19 protein-coding genes are annotated in these 18,891 nt (G+C 58.6%); 10 read left to right on the top strand and 9 right to left on the bottom strand.

Annotation, left to right across the window (positions count from 1 at the left end; all coding sequences use genetic code 11):
- The first annotated feature begins 191 nt into the window (after positions 1-191).
- Positions 192-1,646 carry an NCS1 family nucleobase:cation symporter-1 gene (locus QD409_RS21335; RefSeq protein WP_430763622.1) on the top strand — a complete coding sequence of 485 codons (1,455 nt, stop codon included), beginning with the start codon at positions 192-194 and terminating at the stop codon, positions 1,644-1,646.
- A gap of 230 nt (positions 1,647-1,876) precedes the next feature.
- Here the strand turns inward: QD409_RS21335 and QD409_RS21330 are convergent, their stop codons facing one another.
- Both QD409_RS21330 and QD409_RS21325 read right to left on the bottom strand, forming a co-directional pair.
- A complete protein-coding gene (locus QD409_RS21330; RefSeq protein WP_430763621.1) occupies positions 1,877-2,725 on the bottom strand; it encodes a diguanylate cyclase domain-containing protein in 849 nt (282 codons plus the stop codon).
- A 593-nt stretch (positions 2,726-3,318) separates the two neighbouring features.
- On the bottom strand, positions 3,319-3,612 hold the full coding sequence (locus QD409_RS21325; protein ID WP_430763620.1) for a TOBE domain-containing protein: 294 nt from the start codon (positions 3,610-3,612) through the stop codon (positions 3,319-3,321).
- A gap of 173 nt (positions 3,613-3,785) precedes the next feature.
- Here QD409_RS21325 and QD409_RS21320 point away from each other — a divergent pair, with 173 nt between their 5' ends.
- Positions 3,786-4,472, top strand: coding sequence for a hypothetical protein (locus tag QD409_RS21320; protein WP_430763619.1), 687 nt, complete (start codon positions 3,786-3,788; stop codon positions 4,470-4,472).
- Between the two features lie 393 nt (positions 4,473-4,865).
- Here QD409_RS21320 and QD409_RS21315 read toward each other — a convergent pair whose 3' ends face one another.
- Positions 4,866-5,837 carry a GlxA family transcriptional regulator gene (locus QD409_RS21315; RefSeq protein ID WP_430763618.1) on the bottom strand — a complete coding sequence of 324 codons (972 nt, stop codon included), beginning with the start codon at positions 5,835-5,837 and terminating at the stop codon, positions 4,866-4,868.
- Positions 5,830-7,041, bottom strand: a complete 1,212-nt coding sequence (locus QD409_RS21310) for an MFS transporter (RefSeq protein ID WP_430763617.1) — start codon at positions 7,039-7,041, stop codon at positions 5,830-5,832. The genes QD409_RS21315 and QD409_RS21310 overlap by 8 nt, the downstream gene beginning before the upstream one ends.
- A gap of 268 nt (positions 7,042-7,309) precedes the next feature.
- Here QD409_RS21310 and QD409_RS21305 point away from each other — a divergent pair, with 268 nt between their 5' ends.
- The 3 genes from QD409_RS21305 to QD409_RS21295 all read left to right on the top strand — a co-directional run bounded on the left by QD409_RS21305 (position 7,310) and on the right by QD409_RS21295 (position 8,901).
- Positions 7,310-7,747: a curlin gene (locus tag QD409_RS21305; protein ID WP_092846185.1), complete on the top strand. Its 438-nt coding sequence runs from the start codon at positions 7,310-7,312 to the stop codon at positions 7,745-7,747.
- Positions 7,748-7,816: 69 nt separating this feature from the next.
- Complete coding sequence (gene csgH, locus QD409_RS21300) at positions 7,817-8,221, top strand: curli-like amyloid fiber formation chaperone CsgH (protein WP_430763616.1); 405 nt, start codon at positions 7,817-7,819, stop codon at positions 8,219-8,221.
- A gap of 263 nt (positions 8,222-8,484) precedes the next feature.
- A complete protein-coding gene (locus QD409_RS21295; RefSeq protein ID WP_430763615.1) occupies positions 8,485-8,901 on the top strand; it encodes a curlin in 417 nt (138 codons plus the stop codon).
- 224 nt (positions 8,902-9,125) lie between these two features.
- Here the strand turns inward: QD409_RS21295 and QD409_RS21290 are convergent, their stop codons facing one another.
- Together QD409_RS21290 and QD409_RS21285 are read right to left on the bottom strand one after the other, a co-directional pair.
- The gene (locus tag QD409_RS21290) at positions 9,126-9,464 is read right to left on the bottom strand and encodes a hypothetical protein (RefSeq protein ID WP_430763614.1); all 339 of its coding nucleotides are present in this window, start codon (positions 9,462-9,464) and stop codon (positions 9,126-9,128) included.
- The gene (locus tag QD409_RS21285; RefSeq protein ID WP_430763613.1) at positions 9,461-9,610 is read right to left on the bottom strand and encodes a hypothetical protein; all 150 of its coding nucleotides are present in this window, start codon (positions 9,608-9,610) and stop codon (positions 9,461-9,463) included. Before QD409_RS21285 ends, QD409_RS21290 begins: the two co-directional genes overlap by 4 nt.
- A gap of 714 nt (positions 9,611-10,324) precedes the next feature.
- On the opposite strand from QD409_RS21285, the gene QD409_RS21280 reads away from it, so the two are divergent.
- The 3 genes from QD409_RS21280 (at position 10,325) to QD409_RS21270 (ending at position 11,934) form a co-directional block, all read left to right on the top strand.
- Positions 10,325-10,606, top strand: coding sequence for a hypothetical protein (locus QD409_RS21280; RefSeq protein WP_430763612.1), 282 nt, complete (start codon positions 10,325-10,327; stop codon positions 10,604-10,606).
- A 128-nt stretch (positions 10,607-10,734) separates the two neighbouring features.
- Positions 10,735-11,043 carry a PepSY domain-containing protein gene (locus tag QD409_RS21275; protein WP_430763611.1) on the top strand — a complete coding sequence of 103 codons (309 nt, stop codon included), beginning with the start codon at positions 10,735-10,737 and terminating at the stop codon, positions 11,041-11,043.
- Positions 11,044-11,349: 306 nt separating this feature from the next.
- Positions 11,350-11,934 carry a DUF4337 domain-containing protein gene (locus QD409_RS21270; RefSeq protein ID WP_092846173.1) on the top strand — a complete coding sequence of 195 codons (585 nt, stop codon included), beginning with the start codon at positions 11,350-11,352 and terminating at the stop codon, positions 11,932-11,934.
- Between the two features lie 135 nt (positions 11,935-12,069).
- Here the strand turns inward: QD409_RS21270 and QD409_RS21265 are convergent, their stop codons facing one another.
- On the bottom strand, positions 12,070-12,918 hold the full coding sequence (locus tag QD409_RS21265; RefSeq protein ID WP_430763610.1) for an alpha/beta fold hydrolase: 849 nt from the start codon (positions 12,916-12,918) through the stop codon (positions 12,070-12,072).
- Between the two features lie 156 nt (positions 12,919-13,074).
- On the opposite strand from QD409_RS21265, the gene QD409_RS21260 reads away from it, so the two are divergent.
- Both QD409_RS21260 and QD409_RS21255 read left to right on the top strand, forming a co-directional pair.
- A complete protein-coding gene (locus tag QD409_RS21260) occupies positions 13,075-13,971 on the top strand; it encodes a LysR family transcriptional regulator (protein ID WP_430763609.1) in 897 nt (298 codons plus the stop codon).
- Between the two features lie 305 nt (positions 13,972-14,276).
- Entirely contained in the window at positions 14,277-15,197 is a 921-nt protein-coding gene (locus QD409_RS21255) for an alpha/beta hydrolase (protein WP_430763608.1), read from the top strand.
- A gap of 1 nt (position 15,198) precedes the next feature.
- On the opposite strand, the gene QD409_RS21250 is transcribed toward QD409_RS21255, so the two are convergent.
- On the bottom strand, positions 15,199-17,202 hold the full coding sequence (locus tag QD409_RS21250; protein WP_430763607.1) for a CocE/NonD family hydrolase: 2,004 nt from the start codon (positions 17,200-17,202) through the stop codon (positions 15,199-15,201).
- Positions 17,203-17,223: 21 nt separating this feature from the next.
- The gene (locus QD409_RS21245; RefSeq protein WP_430763606.1) at positions 17,224-18,804 is read right to left on the bottom strand and encodes an ABC transporter substrate-binding protein; all 1,581 of its coding nucleotides are present in this window, start codon (positions 18,802-18,804) and stop codon (positions 17,224-17,226) included.
- Positions 18,805-18,891 lie beyond the last annotated feature (87 nt).

Raw genomic sequence — 18,891 nt, 5'->3', positions numbered from 1 at the left:
ATCAATGGTGAGTCTAAAATTACCGGTCGCATCGATAGATTCGAGCCTCGACTCCTCGGCGGCATTCCGTGTTCTTTGAAACGGAACTCTACGTATCCTAACACTTACCATATCCCAATTGTCACATGGCCGTTTTGGGAGCATGCTGCTCCTCGAGTCCAACGGACTCGGAGACATAGGGGAGAGGGGAAATGACAATACAAAATCCATCGCCTTCACTGTATAACGAAGACTTGGCGCCTGCCGAAGAGAGGAAATGGGGCGCGTTCAGTATCTTCAATGTGTGGACGTCGGACGTTCACAGCCTTTGGGGATATTATCTTGCCGCAAGTCTCTTCCTGCTATGCGGCAGTTTCATCAACTTCGTGATCGCGATCGGTATCGGCTCGCTGGTCATCTTCTTCCTTATGAGCCTGGTCGGCAATGCGGGTGTTAAGACGGGCGTGCCATTCCCTGTTCTTGCCCGCGCTTCCTTTGGAACCTTCGGCGCAAATGTCCCCGCACTGGTGCGGGCTGTCGTCGCCTGCTTCTGGTATGGCGCTCAGACTGCGGCTGCCTCGGGTGCCATCGTCGCTCTTCTCATCCGCAACGAGAGCATTCTAGCGTACCATCAAAACAGCCATTTGCTCGGCCATTCAACGCTCGAGGTCATCTGCTACGTCGTCGTATGGGCGCTGCAGCTTCTGATCATCCAGCGCGGCATGGAGACGGTGCGCAAATTTCAGGATCTGGCTGGTCCCGCCGTCTGGATCATGATGCTGGTGCTTGCGATCTATTTGATCGTCAAGGCAGGCACCTTCTCCTTCGGTAGTGAAATCCCGCGCGACGTATTGCTGGAAAAGACGAAGGACGCGGGTGTACCCGGTGAGCCGGGTTCCTTCCCAGCGCTTGCAGCCGTGGCCGCCACCTGGATCACTTACTTTGCAGCGCTTTATCTGAACTTCTGCGACTTCTCGCGTTATGCCACGGACGTAAAAACTTTGCGGAGGGGTAATCTCTGGGGCCTGCCAATTAACTTGCTTGCCTTCTGCCTCGTCGCTGGTGTGACAACGACCGCTGCCTTCACCGTCTATGGAGAAGTGCTGCTACATCCTGAGGCGATCTCGGCGAAATTCGACAGTTGGTTCTTGGCACTGCTTGCTGCATTGACCTTTGCGGTCGCAACGCTCGGTATCAACGTCGTCGCAAACTTCGTCTCGCCGGCATTCGACTTTTCCAACGTCTTCCCCCGGCAGATCAGCTTCAAGCGGGGCGGTTATATTGCGGCCCTGATCGCGCTGATACTCTATCCCTTCGCGCCGTGGGAGACGAGTGCCGCGCACTTCGTCAACTTCATCGGCTCGAGCATGGGCCCGATCTTCGGGATCATGATGGTGGATTACTATCTGATCCGGAAAGGCGAGCTAAATGTTGCTGCCCTCTACCAGGAAGGTGGCGAGTTTCGGTTCCAGGCCGGCTGGCATAGAAATGCCTTTATCGCCCTCGTGGTTGGAGCGTTGTTCTCGTCGATCCTGCCGACCTTCACGTCGATCCTGCCGGAATGGTGGGCGACCTATGGCTGGTTCTTCGGCGTCGGCATTGGTGGGGCAGTCTACTACGTGCTCCGTGTAAGCACTCGCGGCTCCGCTGTCGGGGCTGCAACGTGATCAGGGCCGTTGCCGGCGGAACATCAAATTGACGCTACTTTAGGGACCGGCACAACGAAATTAGAGAAAGGATGGCGCGCACCGCGCGCCATCCTTTTTTCGGTTTTCACGAGTTGGCAATTGTCTTCTAAAAGGCGAATTCATTTCATGCTGCTTGCATGAGCACCGGGTCCTCGGTTCGATTCCGCTCAATCGCATATATTCACCAGACCGCGGGCCGCATGCGCCGGTTATCCGCTGGCGACTACGTCCAAGACAACGTCATTCCACCCTTGAAAGGAGTCGCCGCCGATTGCTTTTGCGGCATAGAGCGCGTGGTCGGCTTTCGTGAACAGAGCGGTCGGCGTCTCGCCCTCTGCAAAGGCAACCCCAACGGAAGCGCTGACATTGAAAACGGATCCGGAATAGTTCATCGGCGCCTTTGCCGCGTCAGCCAAACGCTGCGCGACGCGTTCGATGGTGTGCCGATCGGTGGCGGGGCCGAAGAGGACCGCAAACTCGTCTCCGCCAATGCGGGCAATCAGATCAGCGCATTGGCATATCGTCGACAGCCGGCGCGTGAATTCGATCAGGCACTCGTCTCCAGCGCCATGCCCGAGCGTATCGTTGATCTCCTTGAATTCGTCCAGGTCAATGAGCATCAGGGCTCCGCCCGATCCGCTTGGCCCGCAGATCTTGGCAAGCTGCACTTGAAATTGAGTGCGGTTGGCAAGGCCCGTCATCACGTCGTGTTCGGCGAGATGCCGCATATGCTCAAAGACGGTTCTTTCTTCCGTGATGTCTTGCTTGATACCAAAGAGCCGGATTGATTCCCCATTTTGGCGTTCGACCGTGGCGAATATTCTGATCCACCGTTTCCCGATATCCGGACCTTGGATTTCCGCATCAAGTTTAAAACCAGAGCCTGTTTCGATGGCATCACTGCGGACTTTCTGCAGACGGGCCAGGGACTCCTCCGAATAGGTTCTCAGGATGTCGCCACGAACAAGTCCATGACTGCGATGAAAGCCGAAAAGGTCATAGGTTCCGCCGCTCCACGTCAATTGCTCGCTCGGCAGTTCGCACCGCCATGTGCCCATGGATGCAGCCGCGGAGGCGCGTTCGAAGATCTCGGCGCCGGCCAGGGCAACGTCGGCCTCGCGGATAAGCGCAGCCTGCTGATTGATCTGACGATGCAGCTGCCAAATGGTCTGCCTGTCAAGAGGACCTGTTAGGACGGCGTGGAGACGCTCCAGCAAGGAGTAGAGTGGAGCCTGCGAGGCGGACGCTAGACGGCAACCGGAGCGATGGAAGCTCAATTCGGTGTCATCTGCTGCATTTTCCATGTTTCACCGGCTTTTGATGGTGCTCCCCTTGGACAATTCCTATCCTAAAATCGTTAATCCGAGATGAGAATCCGGAGGATAACTTTGTGCCTGGCAGATCAGAAGACGCCAATGCAAAACTGGAGGTGGATTACAAAGACCACTGCGGTCCCTCCGTCGAACTAATCGGGCCGACTTCGCCTATGCACAATCGGTCTGCGCTGTTGGGTGATTTGAGTTCGATGTTAGTGTTAGTGCATGCATATATCGAACAATCGCGCCCAAGAAACTCCCGCCTGTCCGTGCGAAAGCTCGGCCGAGCCATGCAGCGGCTTCGGTTGCAAGCGCACCGCAATGTTTCACAATGGCTATTGCGTTCGTTTACCCTGGCTATCGAAGAAATGCAGGGCATTGGATGAGCCCGCGACGGTAAGCTCGCTGTCGATGCCAATCTGCGACCGCCCGGAGACGCGAAACACGATCACCTGGCCATCGGCGAGAACGCCGTAGACATAGCTTTCTGCCCCCACCAGCTCGACACCCTGCACATGGACTCTGGCCTGAAATGCTCCGCCCGTCTGGGCATCGCCAAGATAAAGGTCCTTCGGCCGGATGCCGATCGCGTCGCGGCTGCCGGGGCGGTCAAAATTGCTAGGGTCCAAGCATAGCAATAGAACCCTCCAACCGATAGCCGGGCAATTCAAAGTCGGGCTGACGGAGGTCGGTCAGACCGGTAAGCGGTGGATATTCGAATATCTTTTCTCCTCACCCGTTAATGGCACTTCACAAGCCATGCGGGAACGCTAAACATATCAACAGCGCAATGGGAGGTAGAATGAAAGGGCTCATGATCTTGGCGGCCATCGCAATGGTCGCGCTTCCTTTGTCGGCGAATGCTGGAGCAATCGCCCGCAAGAGTGGGTACGAGAACGATAAGAACGTGCTGAGCGATCCCTCGGCTCTCAACTGGAATATCGAGGAGTGTAGCCATCACGGCATCAATCCGCAGCTGCAGGAAAGACTAGCGAAGCTCATGGGCGTGCCTGAGGCCAATGTTCGTTTTGAATTCTGCCGCCGGGTCCTGACCGCCTTTGCGAGAGGCGCCATTCCCTATGACGACTATGTTCAATTTGCCGGAAGTGGTGTCATGACCCCGAGCATCGCGAGGGCCTTGAGGATTGCCGGTTCGAGACCGTCGAAGCCGCAGGGCAACAGGCAAGCCGACATCGTTCTTCCGGCTTCCGCTAAGATGGACTCCGGCGAGACGTTCAAGGGCTCAACCATAGCATCGGGTAGCAGCGGCCGCTTTTCGGTTCAGTCGTCACGGCGTTCGGCAAAATGCTCAAGCACTTACGACCTGACGGATCGGCGCCCGACAATTGTTCTGCCGGTCAAATGCTCGGATGGCCGCACGGGGCGGATCGAAGTCACGAGAGCGGCGGACCTCATGTCGGCATGGGGAAAGGTAACGCTGTCCGATGGGAGCAGCGGCCGGCTGACCGTTGGCAAGGTTCGGAAATAGCGTGTGCAGCTCGGAACAAGAGCTGCCCTCCAACGGCCAAGGAAGGGCCGTCGCAGGAACATCAGGACTGTAGCGTCGATCGAGCGCGGAACCGACCCTGCCCATCCGGGCAGGTCGCTAAACCTGTGGTAGATGCTAATATTCCAAATGCCGGCCCGGACGCCACCCGCGAGCCGGATAGTGCAGCGTCCGACGACGATAGCATGCCTCAATCATTGTCGTCGGACATGCCACGACACCGGGGCTGCCAGGCGATTGCCGATCAAACCGTTTAAGACGCGAGTTTCGCCGCCGCGCGACATAAGAAACGCTCGGCTCTTGGCATCCTGGCCACGCTGTGGCGTATCGAAGCCCTGCCACGGGAGCGCGTTTTCACAACGGCCAAAAGCGAGACTACATTCGCCCGCTGAAGCGCGCCCGGTAGTCCGAAGGGCCTATGCCGAACTGGCGCTGCATGACGCGCCGCAGATTTTGCTCGTTGCCGAGGCCGACATCGGCGGCAATTGCCTTGAAAGGCCGGCCGGTTTCTTCGAGTGCACGGCACGCCGCCTCCAGTCGCATCAATTCTACGACCCGCGCCGGTGTGCATCCCACCTCGGCGGCATAGAGGCGGGCAAAGTTGCGTGGACTCTTGCCTGCCTTCTCCGCCAGCTTTTCGACACGGAGATCCTCGTGCAGGTGCTCTGCCATCCAGGTATGCAGTGGCGTGAAGGTTGTAGGCGAACGATGCTGCTGCGCAAGCGGCGTCCTGAACTGGTTCTGGCCGCCGGGCCGCTTGACGAAAACTACCAGCTGGCGCGCCGTCGCGGCGGCAATGGCATGGCCCAGGTCGGCCTCGATCAGTGCCAATGCCAGATCGATACCGGCGGTCACACCGCCAGAGGTCCAGACTTGGCCATCATTGACGAAAATGCAGTCGGCCTCCATGCGGATCGCCGGATGGCGCCGGCTCAGTTCTTCCGACCGCGACCAATGCGTGGTGGCACGCTTTCCGTTGAGTAGGCCGGCGTCGCCGAGCAGGAAGGCGCCTGTGCAGACGGAGCAGAGCCGGCGCACGGAAGGACCGGTCGCCGCAAGCCAAGCAACAAGCCGGTCGAGCCCGAAGACGCCGTCGGCGGGAAGTCCCCCCGGGACAATGAGCGTGTCGATGTCGGAGGCGATCAGTTCATCGAGCGGCCGGGTCTCTACCATCAGGCCAGGGGCGGTACGGATGGCACCGCCGCGTTCCGAGGCCGTTACCATCCGATAGCCTGACGCCGTATCCTTCGCTTGCAACGTTGCGGACTCGAAGGCCTGAAGCGGCCCGGCAATATCAATCAGATTGACGCCATCATAAGCGATCATAACAATTAGGCGATCAGGCAAGTCCTTCTCCCACCGTTGAGCGGCTGATGCCGCGCCATCTCAGCACGAGCAGCAGAGCGACGGCAAGCACGGGCAGAGTCAGCAGATTGATTGTCGACCAGCCGTATCTCTCCAGCACCGCGCCCGCCGAAAGGGTGGCGACGGTCGCCGAGAGATTTCCGAGCAATCCGGACAGTGCCTGCGCCTTGCCGCGCTCGGACGGGCGATAGGATTGCGATACCAATGTCGTTCCACAGACCACAAGTACGTTCCAACCAAGGCCGAGGGCGGCGAGCGCGAGATAGAATGCGGTGAGCGTGGTCGAGATGGTGGCGATCGCCACACAGGTTGCCATCAGCGCCATGCCGGCGGATAGCATCGGAGCGACGCCGAAGCGGCTGACAAGGCGGCCCGCGAAAAAAGACGGCGCGAACATGCCGAGCAAGTGCCATTGGATGATGTGCGCGCCATCTTCGATGCTGAAGCCGCATGCGACTGCGGCCAGCGGCGATGCGGTCATGACGAACAGCATGGCCGAGGAACCCGCCATGGTCGTGGCGACGCCGGCGATGAAGATCGGCTGGCTGGCGATCTCGCCAAGGCGCCGCGGTGGAAGCGCGGTCCCCGCCTCCGAGCTACTGACGATGCCGACATCGCGGAAGAAAACCAGGAAAACGATAGCCGAAAGCAGGGAAAGCGCCGCCACAAGAAGATAGGCGCCGGCAAAGGCGATGCCGAAGAGCAGATCCTTTGTCGTCGTCGCCAGCATCGGACCGATCAGCGCCGCCAAGATACCTCCGGCAAGAACGGTGGAAATGGCACGGCTCTTGTAGCTCGCGCCAACCGAGTCTGCGGCGGCGACCGCATAGAACTGAGCGAACCCCTGAAAGGCGCCAACGCCAGCGGTGCCAAGGCAGAACAGCCAGAAATCGGCATGCAGGATCGACCAGACGGAGACAAGGCCGCCGACTGCACCGCAGAGCGCGCCGAGTGCGAAGCCAAAACGCCGTCCCAGCTTCTGCAGGATGAAGGCGGCAAAGACCGTCACAATGGCGGCACCGACGGTGATCAGCGCGAACGGCAACGTAGCGAGAAATTTGTCCGGCGCGAGCTGATAACCAGTGATGCCGGTCAGCGTCAGATCGACGGAAATGGCGCAGATATAGAAGGCCTGGCAGACGGCAAGAATCCAGGCGTTGCGTCTTCCGGTATCCAAAGAGGTCATCAAAGAAACTCCGATTTGCTGTGCGCCGGAGATTATCGATGAGCGCAAGCTGGCAGCAATGACAATTAGCATTCAATTTCTGCCAAATGCCTATCTCTGAGACGTTTGACGTACCTATGAGTGCGCAGCACCCAACCCATGCACATCGCCGCCTGAAGGCTATGGCCATGAATTTTCGATGAACGCGCCCTTCAGCATCCGTTCCAGATCAGAGTTTTATCAAGGAGTCGTTCAACAGCGGTCATATCCGCACAGTAGGAGAGCCAAAATGATCCGCACGTCCATTATCAGCATCCTTGTTGCCACTGCCATCGGCGGCACTGTAATCACTCCGGCCCTGGCAAACGACGTACGTATCGAACAGTACGGCTGGCATAATTCTGCCGGTGGTGCGCAGAACGGCCACAGCAACCGTGTCCGCTTCTACCAGGAGGGGCGCTACAACAATGCCATCGGGCAACAATATGGCCATCGCAACCTGTCGGCCATTGGGCAAGAGGGCAACGATAACTACGGCGCGACCTATCAATATGGCAGCCGCAACGTGGCTGGCATTGGACAATTCGGCTCGAACCACACAGCAATTTTGACGCAGGACGGCAACGACAACATCACGGCAGGCGTCCAGGTCGGCCACGGTTGCAGCGCCAATGTAAGCCAGGGCGGTGGCGGCAATGTCGCCGCATTTGTTCAGACCTGCCCTTAACCTCGGCTTGGCGGGGGCCGGGGTGCCTCATTCCCGGCCGCTCCCCACACTATGACAAGGAGACGATCTATGGTTAGCTCCGACAGACGCATTTCCATCGTCGTGGCGGTTACACTTGCCGGACTGGTCGCCGTCGGCGCGAGCGCTGCCGTGCTCGATGCCGATCGGTCGCAGACCGGGCCGGTTCGCTGCGAAATCCGCGACAGAACTGACGGCGATACGGTATTTCTCGAGCCTCTCGTGCATTCCGACAAGGACGTGAGCGGCACTTACAGTGTCAGCGTCTCCGGCGGCGGCGACGGGGGCTCCTCGAACATTCAGCAGAGCGGTGATTTCTCGGTAGTGGCGGGTCGCACGGCATCGCTCGGCCGAATGAGCGTCAGCGCAGCCCGCGCTTCCTACGATGTAAAGCTTAGGCTGAAGCTGGACGGAACGAATGTGAGCTGCAGCAAGCAGGTGACTGGTACGTTCTGAATGTCATCCCAGGAAAACTGCGCGGCGGCTTTTCCGTCCGAATTGCATACGCCCAAACTTTAGAGCCACTCAGCGTTTCAAGGAACTGCTGGGTGGCTTTCGCTGCTTGGCAACCGCAGCAGCGTGGAAGCTCCCAACCTGTCTGCGAGCCTCCTTTGCCCGGCCAGTTAAATGGCAGGTGAATGGTGTCTTCCGACACGGTTCAGCTTGGTTTTGCGAGAGTGAGACATTGGCTGGTGATGGCCGAACAAGGAGAGACATCCATGAACCGCAAGTTTGCCACTACTCTGGGCACTGCCACGATTGCAGCATTTCTCGGCATCTCGGCGCTGGCCGGTCCTGCCAATGCGGGTGGTTCGATCGGGTTTTATCTCTCACCCCAGAGCGCAGAGGATGCCGACATGATGGACCTCGGCCTGAGAGCCTATTCCTTCTACAAGCATGTGCGGAGCGGTGCCGACATCCGTCAACGCGGACAAGACAATGATGCCGGCGTTGCACAGAATGGACGCGACAACGTCGGCATTGTTAACCAACGGGGCAACGGACATTCCGCCACGCTGCGGCAGAATGGCAACGATAACTCCTACGGGATCTTCCAATTCGGAAGGAACACCGACACGCAGATCGTGCAGGACGGCGATGGACAAACCGGCGCAGCGCTGCTGTTCGGCTGGTAAAAGGTCGGACAAGGGACCCGCGCAGCAATCAACGGCGGGAGATTCGATTTACCACCAAGCTTCGGTTCAACCGATAACCAGATGTCGTTTGGCGCTCAAATGCGAGATGCAGCCAGTTGCGCCTGAGCCTGGATGATGAAGTTGGCTGAAAATCGATGGCGGCGGTATCTCGGATAGGAGCAACGGATTGTGCTCCATCCTACGCAATCGATTTCCGGAGGTCGTTAAGTCAATGACGCCCACGAGGGCTCTGCAGTCTCGAAGCTTGTATTTGCGACCGTATCTGAAGCAGCATTCAGATCTTCAACGATTTCCTCAGCCTCTGTCAGGAGGCGATCCATCTGTTTCCTGCATTCGGCGAAGCGGGTGATCTCGAATGCAAACGGTACATTTCTGCGTGCATCATAGAAGGTCGCGATTGTTTCTCCACACACTCGCCGTTCCTGCTCCAAGACTTCCTTCAGCCTTTTCATCTCACCCTTGAATGCGAAATAAAACTGCATTGTTTGGGTTAGGTGTACCGTTCTGTCTGACATGGGTTTGCTCAACAAGCTATCGTTCATGAATGCATCATTCGAGAAGGTGACTGTATTTTTTCAGCATTGCTCATGGCGCTATTTATGATTGCCAGAAGGATGGACTCGTAGTCCCAACCGGCTTTCAATGCCGCGGTAAACAAGCTCTCGATGGAAGGCTCGATCGCAAACATGCATGCCTCCATATATTTCGTTTTCGGTGTCTCGCCTGCTGGGGGAGTATTTATGGCTGGTTTCAATTTTCTATCCCATCAATTGGTTATTCCGAACCGGAAGATATTCTGATGATTGCGTGTTTCCGTGTTGTTTCTTCTTTTTGCCGCTATTTGCTCTGACCGAGCATGCATCATCATTGTTTACATTGCTGCCAAATCGATCGTTGTCATCGGTCTGGTTATGCATCGCCGTCGGCTAACATAGGGTCGAGGTTGGCAGTCTCAATGACAGAGCGGACATTCTGCGCACCTCCTTCACAAAACATCCGTCACCGCAGCCGCGGTCGTTCCGGCAAATCATCGCGCACTACAATATCGCCGAAATTTCACCTTTCCACAGCCATTGGACCTATGCCTTGGGCATTCAGACCATAGTCTGATTCACAATCACAGATGGCACTTCGGATCGGCACCATCCGGACGAAAAATCACCTCCTCCTCAGCCAGGCGCCGCTTTGATTAAGGATGATGTCATGGCGGGCTGCCGTTATCATAAGCTCGGTCAACCGGCACTTATTTGACAGACAATCCCCGGATCAAGTCACAGGCTGGATGGATTGCCGGGATGCCTGCCCAGCGGCAGATCGTTAAAATGCAGCCGGTTATCTATACCATTGCGCAAGACGCGGGCTGCTACCGGGATTTCGTTGGATCAACAACGAGAAATCCCAAATGCGACAAACACATGATGTGGTTGGCGGCGCACTCAAAGCAATGAACGACCTGGCTGACAGTCTTACGGCTCTGGTCACCGCAAGCTATCCACCGGCAGTCATTCTCTCTACGCTTATGGGCGAGGCCGCTCTGGCTTTCCCGGGCCTGCGGGACACGGATCTCATGAAACTGATCGATGATCTTCTGCGGGCGGCAGAATATAAGTTTACATCCTCCTCAAAGGGCGTTCGATTTCCACAGCCTCACACGAGCAGAGCGGCGACCGTCCTGGCGCGATGATCGGGTAGATTTTCTCGCAAAGTCGGCGTCGAAGACTATCAGGAGTAAATCCGGCTCTTGATTATTTGCCATGAAACAGCGAGAGAAAATTTGACGACACGATTCCCATAATTTTCTGGATACCCCCCATGTTCAAGAGTCTTGCCATAGCGGCGATTGCAGTAGTAACCATCATGTCAGCAACACCATCGTTCTCACAAAGCATTGAGATCGGCCCTGGCGGCGTACGCGTCAATCCCGGCATGGAGCCGCCGCCCGTTGACATGGGTATTAGCGAACGTCAGGCCATTCGTATCGCACGGGGTGAAGGCATGCGGGAGGTGGATAACGTTGCCCGCAGACGAAATGTCTTCATCGTCGAAGGTTCGGACCAAGATGGCGACGACCTGAAGGTTGTGATTGATCGGCGCACGGGCGAAGTTGTTTCGGTTGAATAAGCATCCTGCCGCATACGAATCGGTGAGCAGCAAACACTAGGGCGACGCTCAGTCGCCCGCTTTTCGCGTTGGCTACAGTGTCGGGCCGCCGCGTCGGGGCAACGCGTTGCGCTGCGCGGTCCGGCCAGTCTCTCACCCAGGAACTCATCCTTTTGAGAGGATGACGGCGAGCAACATTGTGTTCGAAAGACATCTCGAAGACAAACCTGCTATTGAGATCGCAATTCGGCTACGCCATGATCGCTAAATGATCCGTGCAGCAATGCCGGCCTTCTGTTTAAATTTCTTAAATTTCGGAGCTGCACGATGCCTGAGGAGATTGAGGTCGATACCGACAAGTTGCGGGAAGCGATCGACGAGGAGATCGAGAAAGAGTCCGCCTCGCTGCTACGCTTGATCGCTTTGACGACGGCGTTCTTCGCTGCCCTTGCGGCTCTTGGTTCGCTTCTGGCGGGGGGGACCATCAACGAGGCGCTGGCCCTTAAGACCGAAGCAACGCAGAAGCAGGCTCAGGCCTCCGACCAGTGGGCCTATTATCAGGCAAAAGGCATCAAGGCAGCGATCGTTGAAACGCAGAAGCAGCTTCTAGCATCTGACGGCAAGTCAGCACCTCCTGATCTTGACAAAACGATCCAACGATATGCGGACGAGCAGAAGGCCGCTGGCGCTCAAGCACAGGAACTTGAGAAAGTGAGAGACCAGAAGGATGATGAAGCCAATGAGCTCATTCATCGTCATCACTTCTACGCATATTCCGTCGCTATGCTGCAAATATCGATCGCCTTAGGGGCGGTGGCCGCGCTCACCCGAAAGCGCCCTGTCTGGTGGGGCTCTTCGGCCCTGGGTCTTCTGGGAGCCCTGCTCTGTCTGGGGACTTGGGCTGCAGGATAAACCGGGCTCGGCGACTCGGGTGAACGATAACGCCTTAACTTTCTGGCATGTCGCATATTAAGTGGCGCCCGATGCAGAGTCGTGAGGCGAAGCTTACGGCTCTACATCGGGCATCATGTACCAGCAAACCCGCCGTCAGGCCGGTTGCGCATCGAGGAATGCCAGGACCTCCTCGTTGAACGCCTGCGCAAACTCGATATTGGAGAAGTGCACGGCAGCAAAGGTTTTCAGCCTCGCCCCGGGGATCGTGCTGGCGATTGCCTTGCCCATGGCATGCGATGTCACGGTATCGAACTGGCCGGCGATCACTAGCGTCGGGCTTTGGATGAGGGCGATGGTGCGGCGCATGTCGGCGTCACGGACGGCGGCAAACAGGCCGGCAAGGCCTGGGCGCGATGTATTCAGCAACATATCCCGGAACTGCTCAATGACAGGTCCATTCGCCGCGATCATCGCCTTCGGGAACCAATTGCCGAGAAAAGTTTCGGCAGCTTCCTTCATGTCCGGCGCGGCCAGCGTCGCGGCTATCGACCAGTCGAAGGTTTCGGCAGGGCCGAGATAGGAGGAGGTATTGCTGAGGATCAGGCGGTCGATGCGTTCCGGTGCGTGGATGGCAAGCCATTGGCCGACCCAGCCGCCAAGGGACAGGCCAAGGAAATGCGCCCTCTCGATCCCGAGCCAGTCCATCAATTCCAAGACGTCGCGGCCGAGCCGCCCGTCCGAATAGGCGCCAGCCGGCACATCCGAGCCGCCATGGCCGCGGTAATCATAGCGGACGACCCGAAAGTGCTCGGCCAATTTCGGGATCTGGAGGTCCCACATATGCAAGGTGGTCGCGATGGAATTGGCGAGGATGAGCGCCGGGCGGTCGTCCGTTCCATCGATCCTGTAGGCGATCCTGACACCGTCGCCGGTGGTGAAGAACGACAAGGCGGCCGGCTCCTCGTGATTGAGCGTGGCGAGCTGGGCGGAATTATTCGTCATGACTGGTCCTTCTCTTGCTGTCGGCGCTTTCCGCCTTGCCGCGGGGATTTGGTCCCGCGGAAGCGGCGTGCATTGTCGAGAACGGTTCGACGCTACTTCCCTCCAGCTTCAATAAAAATTGAAAAGATTGGAAAATCATTGTAGTCATTATCTACAATGCAGCCATTCACACTCCAGGAAATCCAGTGCTTCGACGCGGTCGTCCGCGAAGGCGGCTTTCAAGCCGCCGCTTACGCGCTGAACCGTTCGCATACGGCCGTGTTTGCCGCGATCGCCAAGCTCGAGGCTAACCTCGGCGTCGCCCTGCTCGATCGCAGCGGCTACCGGGTAGACCTCACTGAGGTTGGCCGCTCCTTTTATCGCAAGGCGCAGGCCCTGCTCGGCGAAATGGAGGCGCTGCGGGTGCACGCCCGCCAGCTCGCAATGGGAGAGGAGACGCATTTGCGCGTGATCCTCGGCGATACCTGTCCGTTGCATAACGGCCTGCAATTGCTGGGCGGCTTTTTCGCCCACTGCCCGAATACGCGGCTCGATCTGCATTTCGAGACGATCGGCGGTCCGTCCGAACGGCTTTTCGAAGACGAGGCCGATCTGATCCTCCATTGGATCGACAAGTCCGATCCGCGCCTCGAATGGATCGATCTCGGCACGATCTCCTTCATACCGGTGGTCGCCCCTGACTTTCTGCCGTTTGCCCCCTCGCATCTGATCTCGCCCGAACAGATGCGCGGACTGACCCAGTGCATCATTCGCGACACGGCCCGGGATACGCCGAAAACCAATTTCTACGTGGTGGAGGGCGCACCGCAATGTACGGTCGCCGATCATGCGATGAAGAAGGAGATCGTCCTTCGCGGCATGGCCTGGGGACATCTGCCTCGCTTCATGATCGAGGAGGAATTGCGCGACGGACGCCTGCGCTCCATAGCGGGGCGGCATTTCCCGGGCATGGATATCGCACTCGTGGCGGCGCGACGCCGCGACCGCCCGCGCGGGCCGGTCGCCAACCGTCTTTGGGACTATATCAAAGCGCACGCCCCGATTTGCGGATAGGACGGCCTCGTGCTTCCAGCGGTCAGTTCGATGGCGTGGCCAACTTAATGACCGGTGAAGATCAGTTCACTAGGCTGCCATTTGCGGATGTGAGGGAGCGGGCAAGCGCCGCTCTCGAAAGCATGGGCTCAACGGTTTCCGATGCGCCATCCGGACATGGCCACGCGCCCTCCACGGACAGCGCGCAGGCGCTGCGATTGCGCCAGTCACAATGTCGTCACTGTGACGATCTTGGCCGTAAGCAGATAGGCTTATTGATTGTAGAAGCGGCTACAATGGCTTCCTGCCAATGTTGAGGGTTTCCGATGAGTTCTCTGCAGCGTCCCATGCCGACAGAAGCGGCAATCCTCGAATTCATCGCGATTTGCGATTCCTTCTATCCTCCGGATGCGGTGTCGGCATCCATCGTGCAGCAGCGCCAATGGTATGATGCCCTGTGCGCCCGTTTCGATCGCCCCTTGCCGAAGGGCTTGCACACGCGGGACGATTTCGTCTCGGGGAGCATCCCGGTCAGGCGATACCATCCAGCCAATATCCGCACGGAGACGATCTTGCTCTATCTCCACGGCGGCGGTTTCATCGTCGGCTCGCTCGGGAGCCATCATGCCATCTGCGCCGAGATCGCCGATCATGCCGGAGCCCAGCTGGTTTCCGTCGATTATCGGCTGGCGCCGGAGCATCGCTGGCCGGCACAGACGGACGACTGTTTCTGTGTCCTCAGACAGCTGCTCGCCGAGAAGAAGTCGGTCGTGCTGATCGGTGACAGCGCCGGCGGCAATCTTGCGGCAGGGCTGGCGGTGCGGGCGAAAGTAGAGCGGCTTTCGGGAGTTGTCGGCCAGATTTTGATCTATCCCGCGCTGGGCGGCGATCTCGTCTCCGGCTCCTATGAAGAGATGGCCGATGCGCCGGGGCTGACAACGGCGGATGTCAGCTATTACCGGAGCATCCTGCAGGCGCCCGAAGGTGACCCGGTCTCCGGGCCGCTTGCTTTATCTTCGGTGGCCGGTCTTCCGCCGGCCTTTATTACCGTGGCGCATTTCGATCCGCTGCGCGACGACGGCCGCAATTATGCGGCGCGTCTTGCTCAGGCGGGTGTCGAAGTCTGGTTCCGCGAAGAGCCTCAGATGGTACATGCCTGGCTGCGGGCGCGGCATATGAGTGAGGGCGCGCGTGCCGGCTTTGCCGCCATATGCGCGGCGGCATGCCGATTTGCGGGTTCGAACTGACCTACATCAGGTCGCGCGCGATACGCTTCTCCGCAAATATCTTCCGGAAAATCTCGGTTTCTCCTTCGTAGGCGATGACCGAGGCGCTGACGATCCAGTCCGTTGCCGAGCAAGATATGGACGATGTCGCGACCGTGCGAACGAACCAGCCCGGACGTTGCATGTCGCAGGTCCATGTCGAGATGCCGGTCATCGACAGCGGATCGCCCGTTGCGATCGACCAGACCTCTTCGCGCAGCTGCTGCGTCGAAAGTCCGGTGCCGGGGTGCTCGGAAAGGCCGGTATCCTCATGGATTTCATAGTGGGTACGGCCTGCCGAGAGATCGCGCACCACCTGGCGCTTCGTCGAAGCAGGCGCATGTTCGATATATTTAGGCAACGGCTCGGGATTGTCAGGCTGCTTCACGTCGATAAGCTCATGCGCACCGAGCAGCGGCAGGGCAAGACCGATGGAAGCGATGTCGATCGTCAAGCCGGGGTCTTCCGGGGGCGGCAGGACCATCGGCCAGTAGGCAGTCGATAGCGACAGGCGAATGCGGTGTCCCTTACGGAAACGATAGCCGCAGGCATCCAGCGGCACGGTAATCGTAGTCCGCTCACCCTTGGCCAGCGGCTCGGGCGCGGCATTGCCGTTGCGATGAGCGAGATTGAGCACGCCGAAGGAGACACGCGTCGCCGTGCCGTCCGGATGGATGTCGACAAGCCTTGCGCAGAGATTGGCGGTCTCGGCGTCGCATCGCAGCGTCAATGTGATGACCGGGCGGCCGAGATAGTCGTGATCCTCCGTCAGCGGCGCGGTCTGGAAAGTAAGGGAGCCGGCGTCGTCGACGCGCTGATCGATTGCCATTTCCGCGTCCGGCTTCAGGGTAAACCATTCGCCTGAAGCGGTTCCTGTGTCGAGCGGCGAGCGCAGATAGACGGGATGTTCCGGCGCATGCGGGATCGGCATGCCTTCCATCAACGTGCCGAACTGCTCGACATAGAAGCACTGCATTTCGGGCGGATGCCATTCTCGCTTGGCGATCCAGAAGCCGGGGTCAAAATCACGACGCTTCGCGGGTTTTATCGAATCGAGAATATAGGCGCGCACGGATGGCATGGTCTCCGCACCGTTGCGCTCGCCACGCAGCCAGCGGTTCCACCAGGCGATGGCTTCGCCGTGGAAATCGGCGCGTGGCTTCGGCCAGGCGAAATGCGGATATTTGTGAACCCATGGGCCGATCAGCGCCTTTGCCGTATCCCCGAGCCCTTCCACGGCCAGCAGCGGCGTATTGCGATAGCCGTCCGCCCAGCCGGCGATGACGATGGCGGGAATATCGAAACCTGCGAAATCCTCGCAGATCGATCCGTGGCGCCAGAAGTCGTCGCGGCGCTGGTGCTGAAGCCACTCTTCCATAAAGAAGGGTTCCTGCTCGACGCGCTGCAGCCACATATCCCGCCAGTCGTTTCCGACAATGGCCGGATCGGGTGAACGCGATTGGTAGCCGAGCATGGTCGCCGCCCAGGAAAGCTGCGCGGAGAGATGGCAGCCGTTCTTGTAGTGGATGTCGTCATTGTAGCGATCGACCGTGGAGGCGATCGAAATGACCGCTTTCAGTGCCGGCGGCTTCAGGGCCGCGACCTGCAGGCAGTTGAAGCCGCCCCAGGAAATGCCCATCATGCCCACCGAGCCGTTCGACCAGGGTTGTTCTGCAATCCACGCAATCAGCTCGCAGGCATTGGCAAGCTCGAGCTCGGTATATTCGCCGTCGATGATGCCGCTGGACTCCCCGGAGCCACGGATATCGACGCGCACGCCGGCGATGCCGGCTGCGGCAAAGACCGGATAGGTGGATTCATCTCGGGGGCTCGTTCCGTCGCGCTTGCGATAGGGCAGGAACTCGAAGACCGCCGGTACGGGATCACTCTCCGCGCCATCGGGCATCCAGATGCGTGCGGCGAGGCGCGTGCCGTCCTTGAGGGTGATCCAGTGATTCTCGATGGTGGTGTAGCTGCGCTCAGTCATGGTCATATATCTCGAAGAAGTTTAAGCATTAAACCACACACGGCTGCCGATGTAGCCGTTGGACATGTCGTTGCCGATGTCGTCGACATATCCCTTCAGCGTTTTCGTGGCGGCCATGAGATAGTCGTTGAAGACGGGCAGGATCAGGCCACCCTCATCCCGCACCATCAGGGCCAGATGCCGATAAAGTTCCTTGCGCTTGGTCTCATCGAGTTCGGACCTAGCCTGTAGCACCATCTTGTCGAACTCAGGGCGCTTGAAATGCGTGTCGTTCCATTCGGCGGTCGATAGATAGGATGTGGAATAGCGCGAATCCTGCGTCGGGCGACCGCCCCAGAAGGAGGCGCAGAAGGGCTGCTTGTTCCAGACATTGGTCCAGTAGCCGTCTTCGGGTTCGCGCTTGACGTCGATTGTGATCCCTGCCTTGCGCGCGCTCTGCTGAAACAGGATCGCCGCATCCACGGCACCAGCAAAGGCCGCGTCGGATGTGCGCAACAGAATTGGGTGGTCGACACCCGATTTCTTGAAGTGGAAGGCGGCCTTGTCGGGATCATACGGCCGCTGCTCAATATCGGTCGGTGCGAGAGCGTAATTTGCGTTGACCGGATAGTCGTTGCCGATCGTTCCGTAGCCGCCCAGCACCTTGTCCAGGATCGACTGGCGGTCGACGGCATATTTCAAGGCGAGACGAAGGTCGCTGTTGTCGAAAGGCGCGGTGTCGCAATGCATCAGAAAACTGTAGAAGCCCTTGCCGGCGCTCCGGACGATATCGACATTCGGTGCGCGCTTCAGCATCGCAACGGTCTTTGGGTCGACGTTGTTGACGAAATGGACCTGACCAGATGCCAGGGCGGCGATGCGGGCAGTGTTGTCGTTGATGACGAGTATTTCCACGCCGTCGACAAAGCCGCGGTCGGTACGCCAATCCTTGGGGTTCTTCTCAAACGCCGCGCGAACGCCGGGCTCAAAGTTTTTCAGAATGTAAGGACCGGTGCCGATGGCGGCCGCAGGCTTTTCGACGCCACCCTTCGGTTGGATGATCAGGTGGTAGTCGGTGAGAAGGAGAGGCAGATCCGCATTGCCTTCCGCGAGCGTCAGGACGAGATCGCCGGCCTTTTCTTCGATGCCGGTGATTGAGGCCAATAGCCCGAGAGCACCTGACTGCGAATTCTTGTCTGCATGCCGCTTCAGCGTCGCGACGATGTCGGCGACGGTCATCTTGCTGCCGTCGTGAAACTGCACGTCGTTCCTGATCTTGAAAGTCCAGACGGATGCGTCGGCTGACGGCGTCCAGGAGGAGGCCAGCGACGGCAAGGGCGCGCCGGTCTTGGGATCGGATTCGACAAGCGTATCGCCCCAGAGACGGCCAACGACGAACAGCACGGAGGCACTATATGTTGCCGGATCGAGCGCATCGCTGGTGGCGCCGCCCTTGAGTCCGAGCTTCAGATGGCCGCCATGTTTCCTTTCCTGAGCGCGAGCGTCACGCGGCATCAGCAAGCTTGCGGTAAGGCTCGGCAACGCACCCAAGGTGACGGCACCGCCGAGGAAGTGGCGGCGGCCGATTTTCAGGGGCGAAAGTTGATCCTTTTGACGCGTCATTACAGTTCCCTCTTTTTCAGTTTTCTAAGAGGGAAACGTAGAGGTCAGGCCGGCTCGCGCAATTTCGCGACTTGACGCATGTTTAAG

It is taken from the genome of Rhizobium sp. BR 315 (genome assembly GCF_050577975.1).
Taxonomy (GTDB): domain Bacteria; phylum Pseudomonadota; class Alphaproteobacteria; order Rhizobiales; family Rhizobiaceae; genus Rhizobium; species Rhizobium miluonense.
The sequence above is the reverse complement of the archived record's forward strand: the minus strand, read 5'-3'. Positions and strand labels throughout refer to the sequence as shown.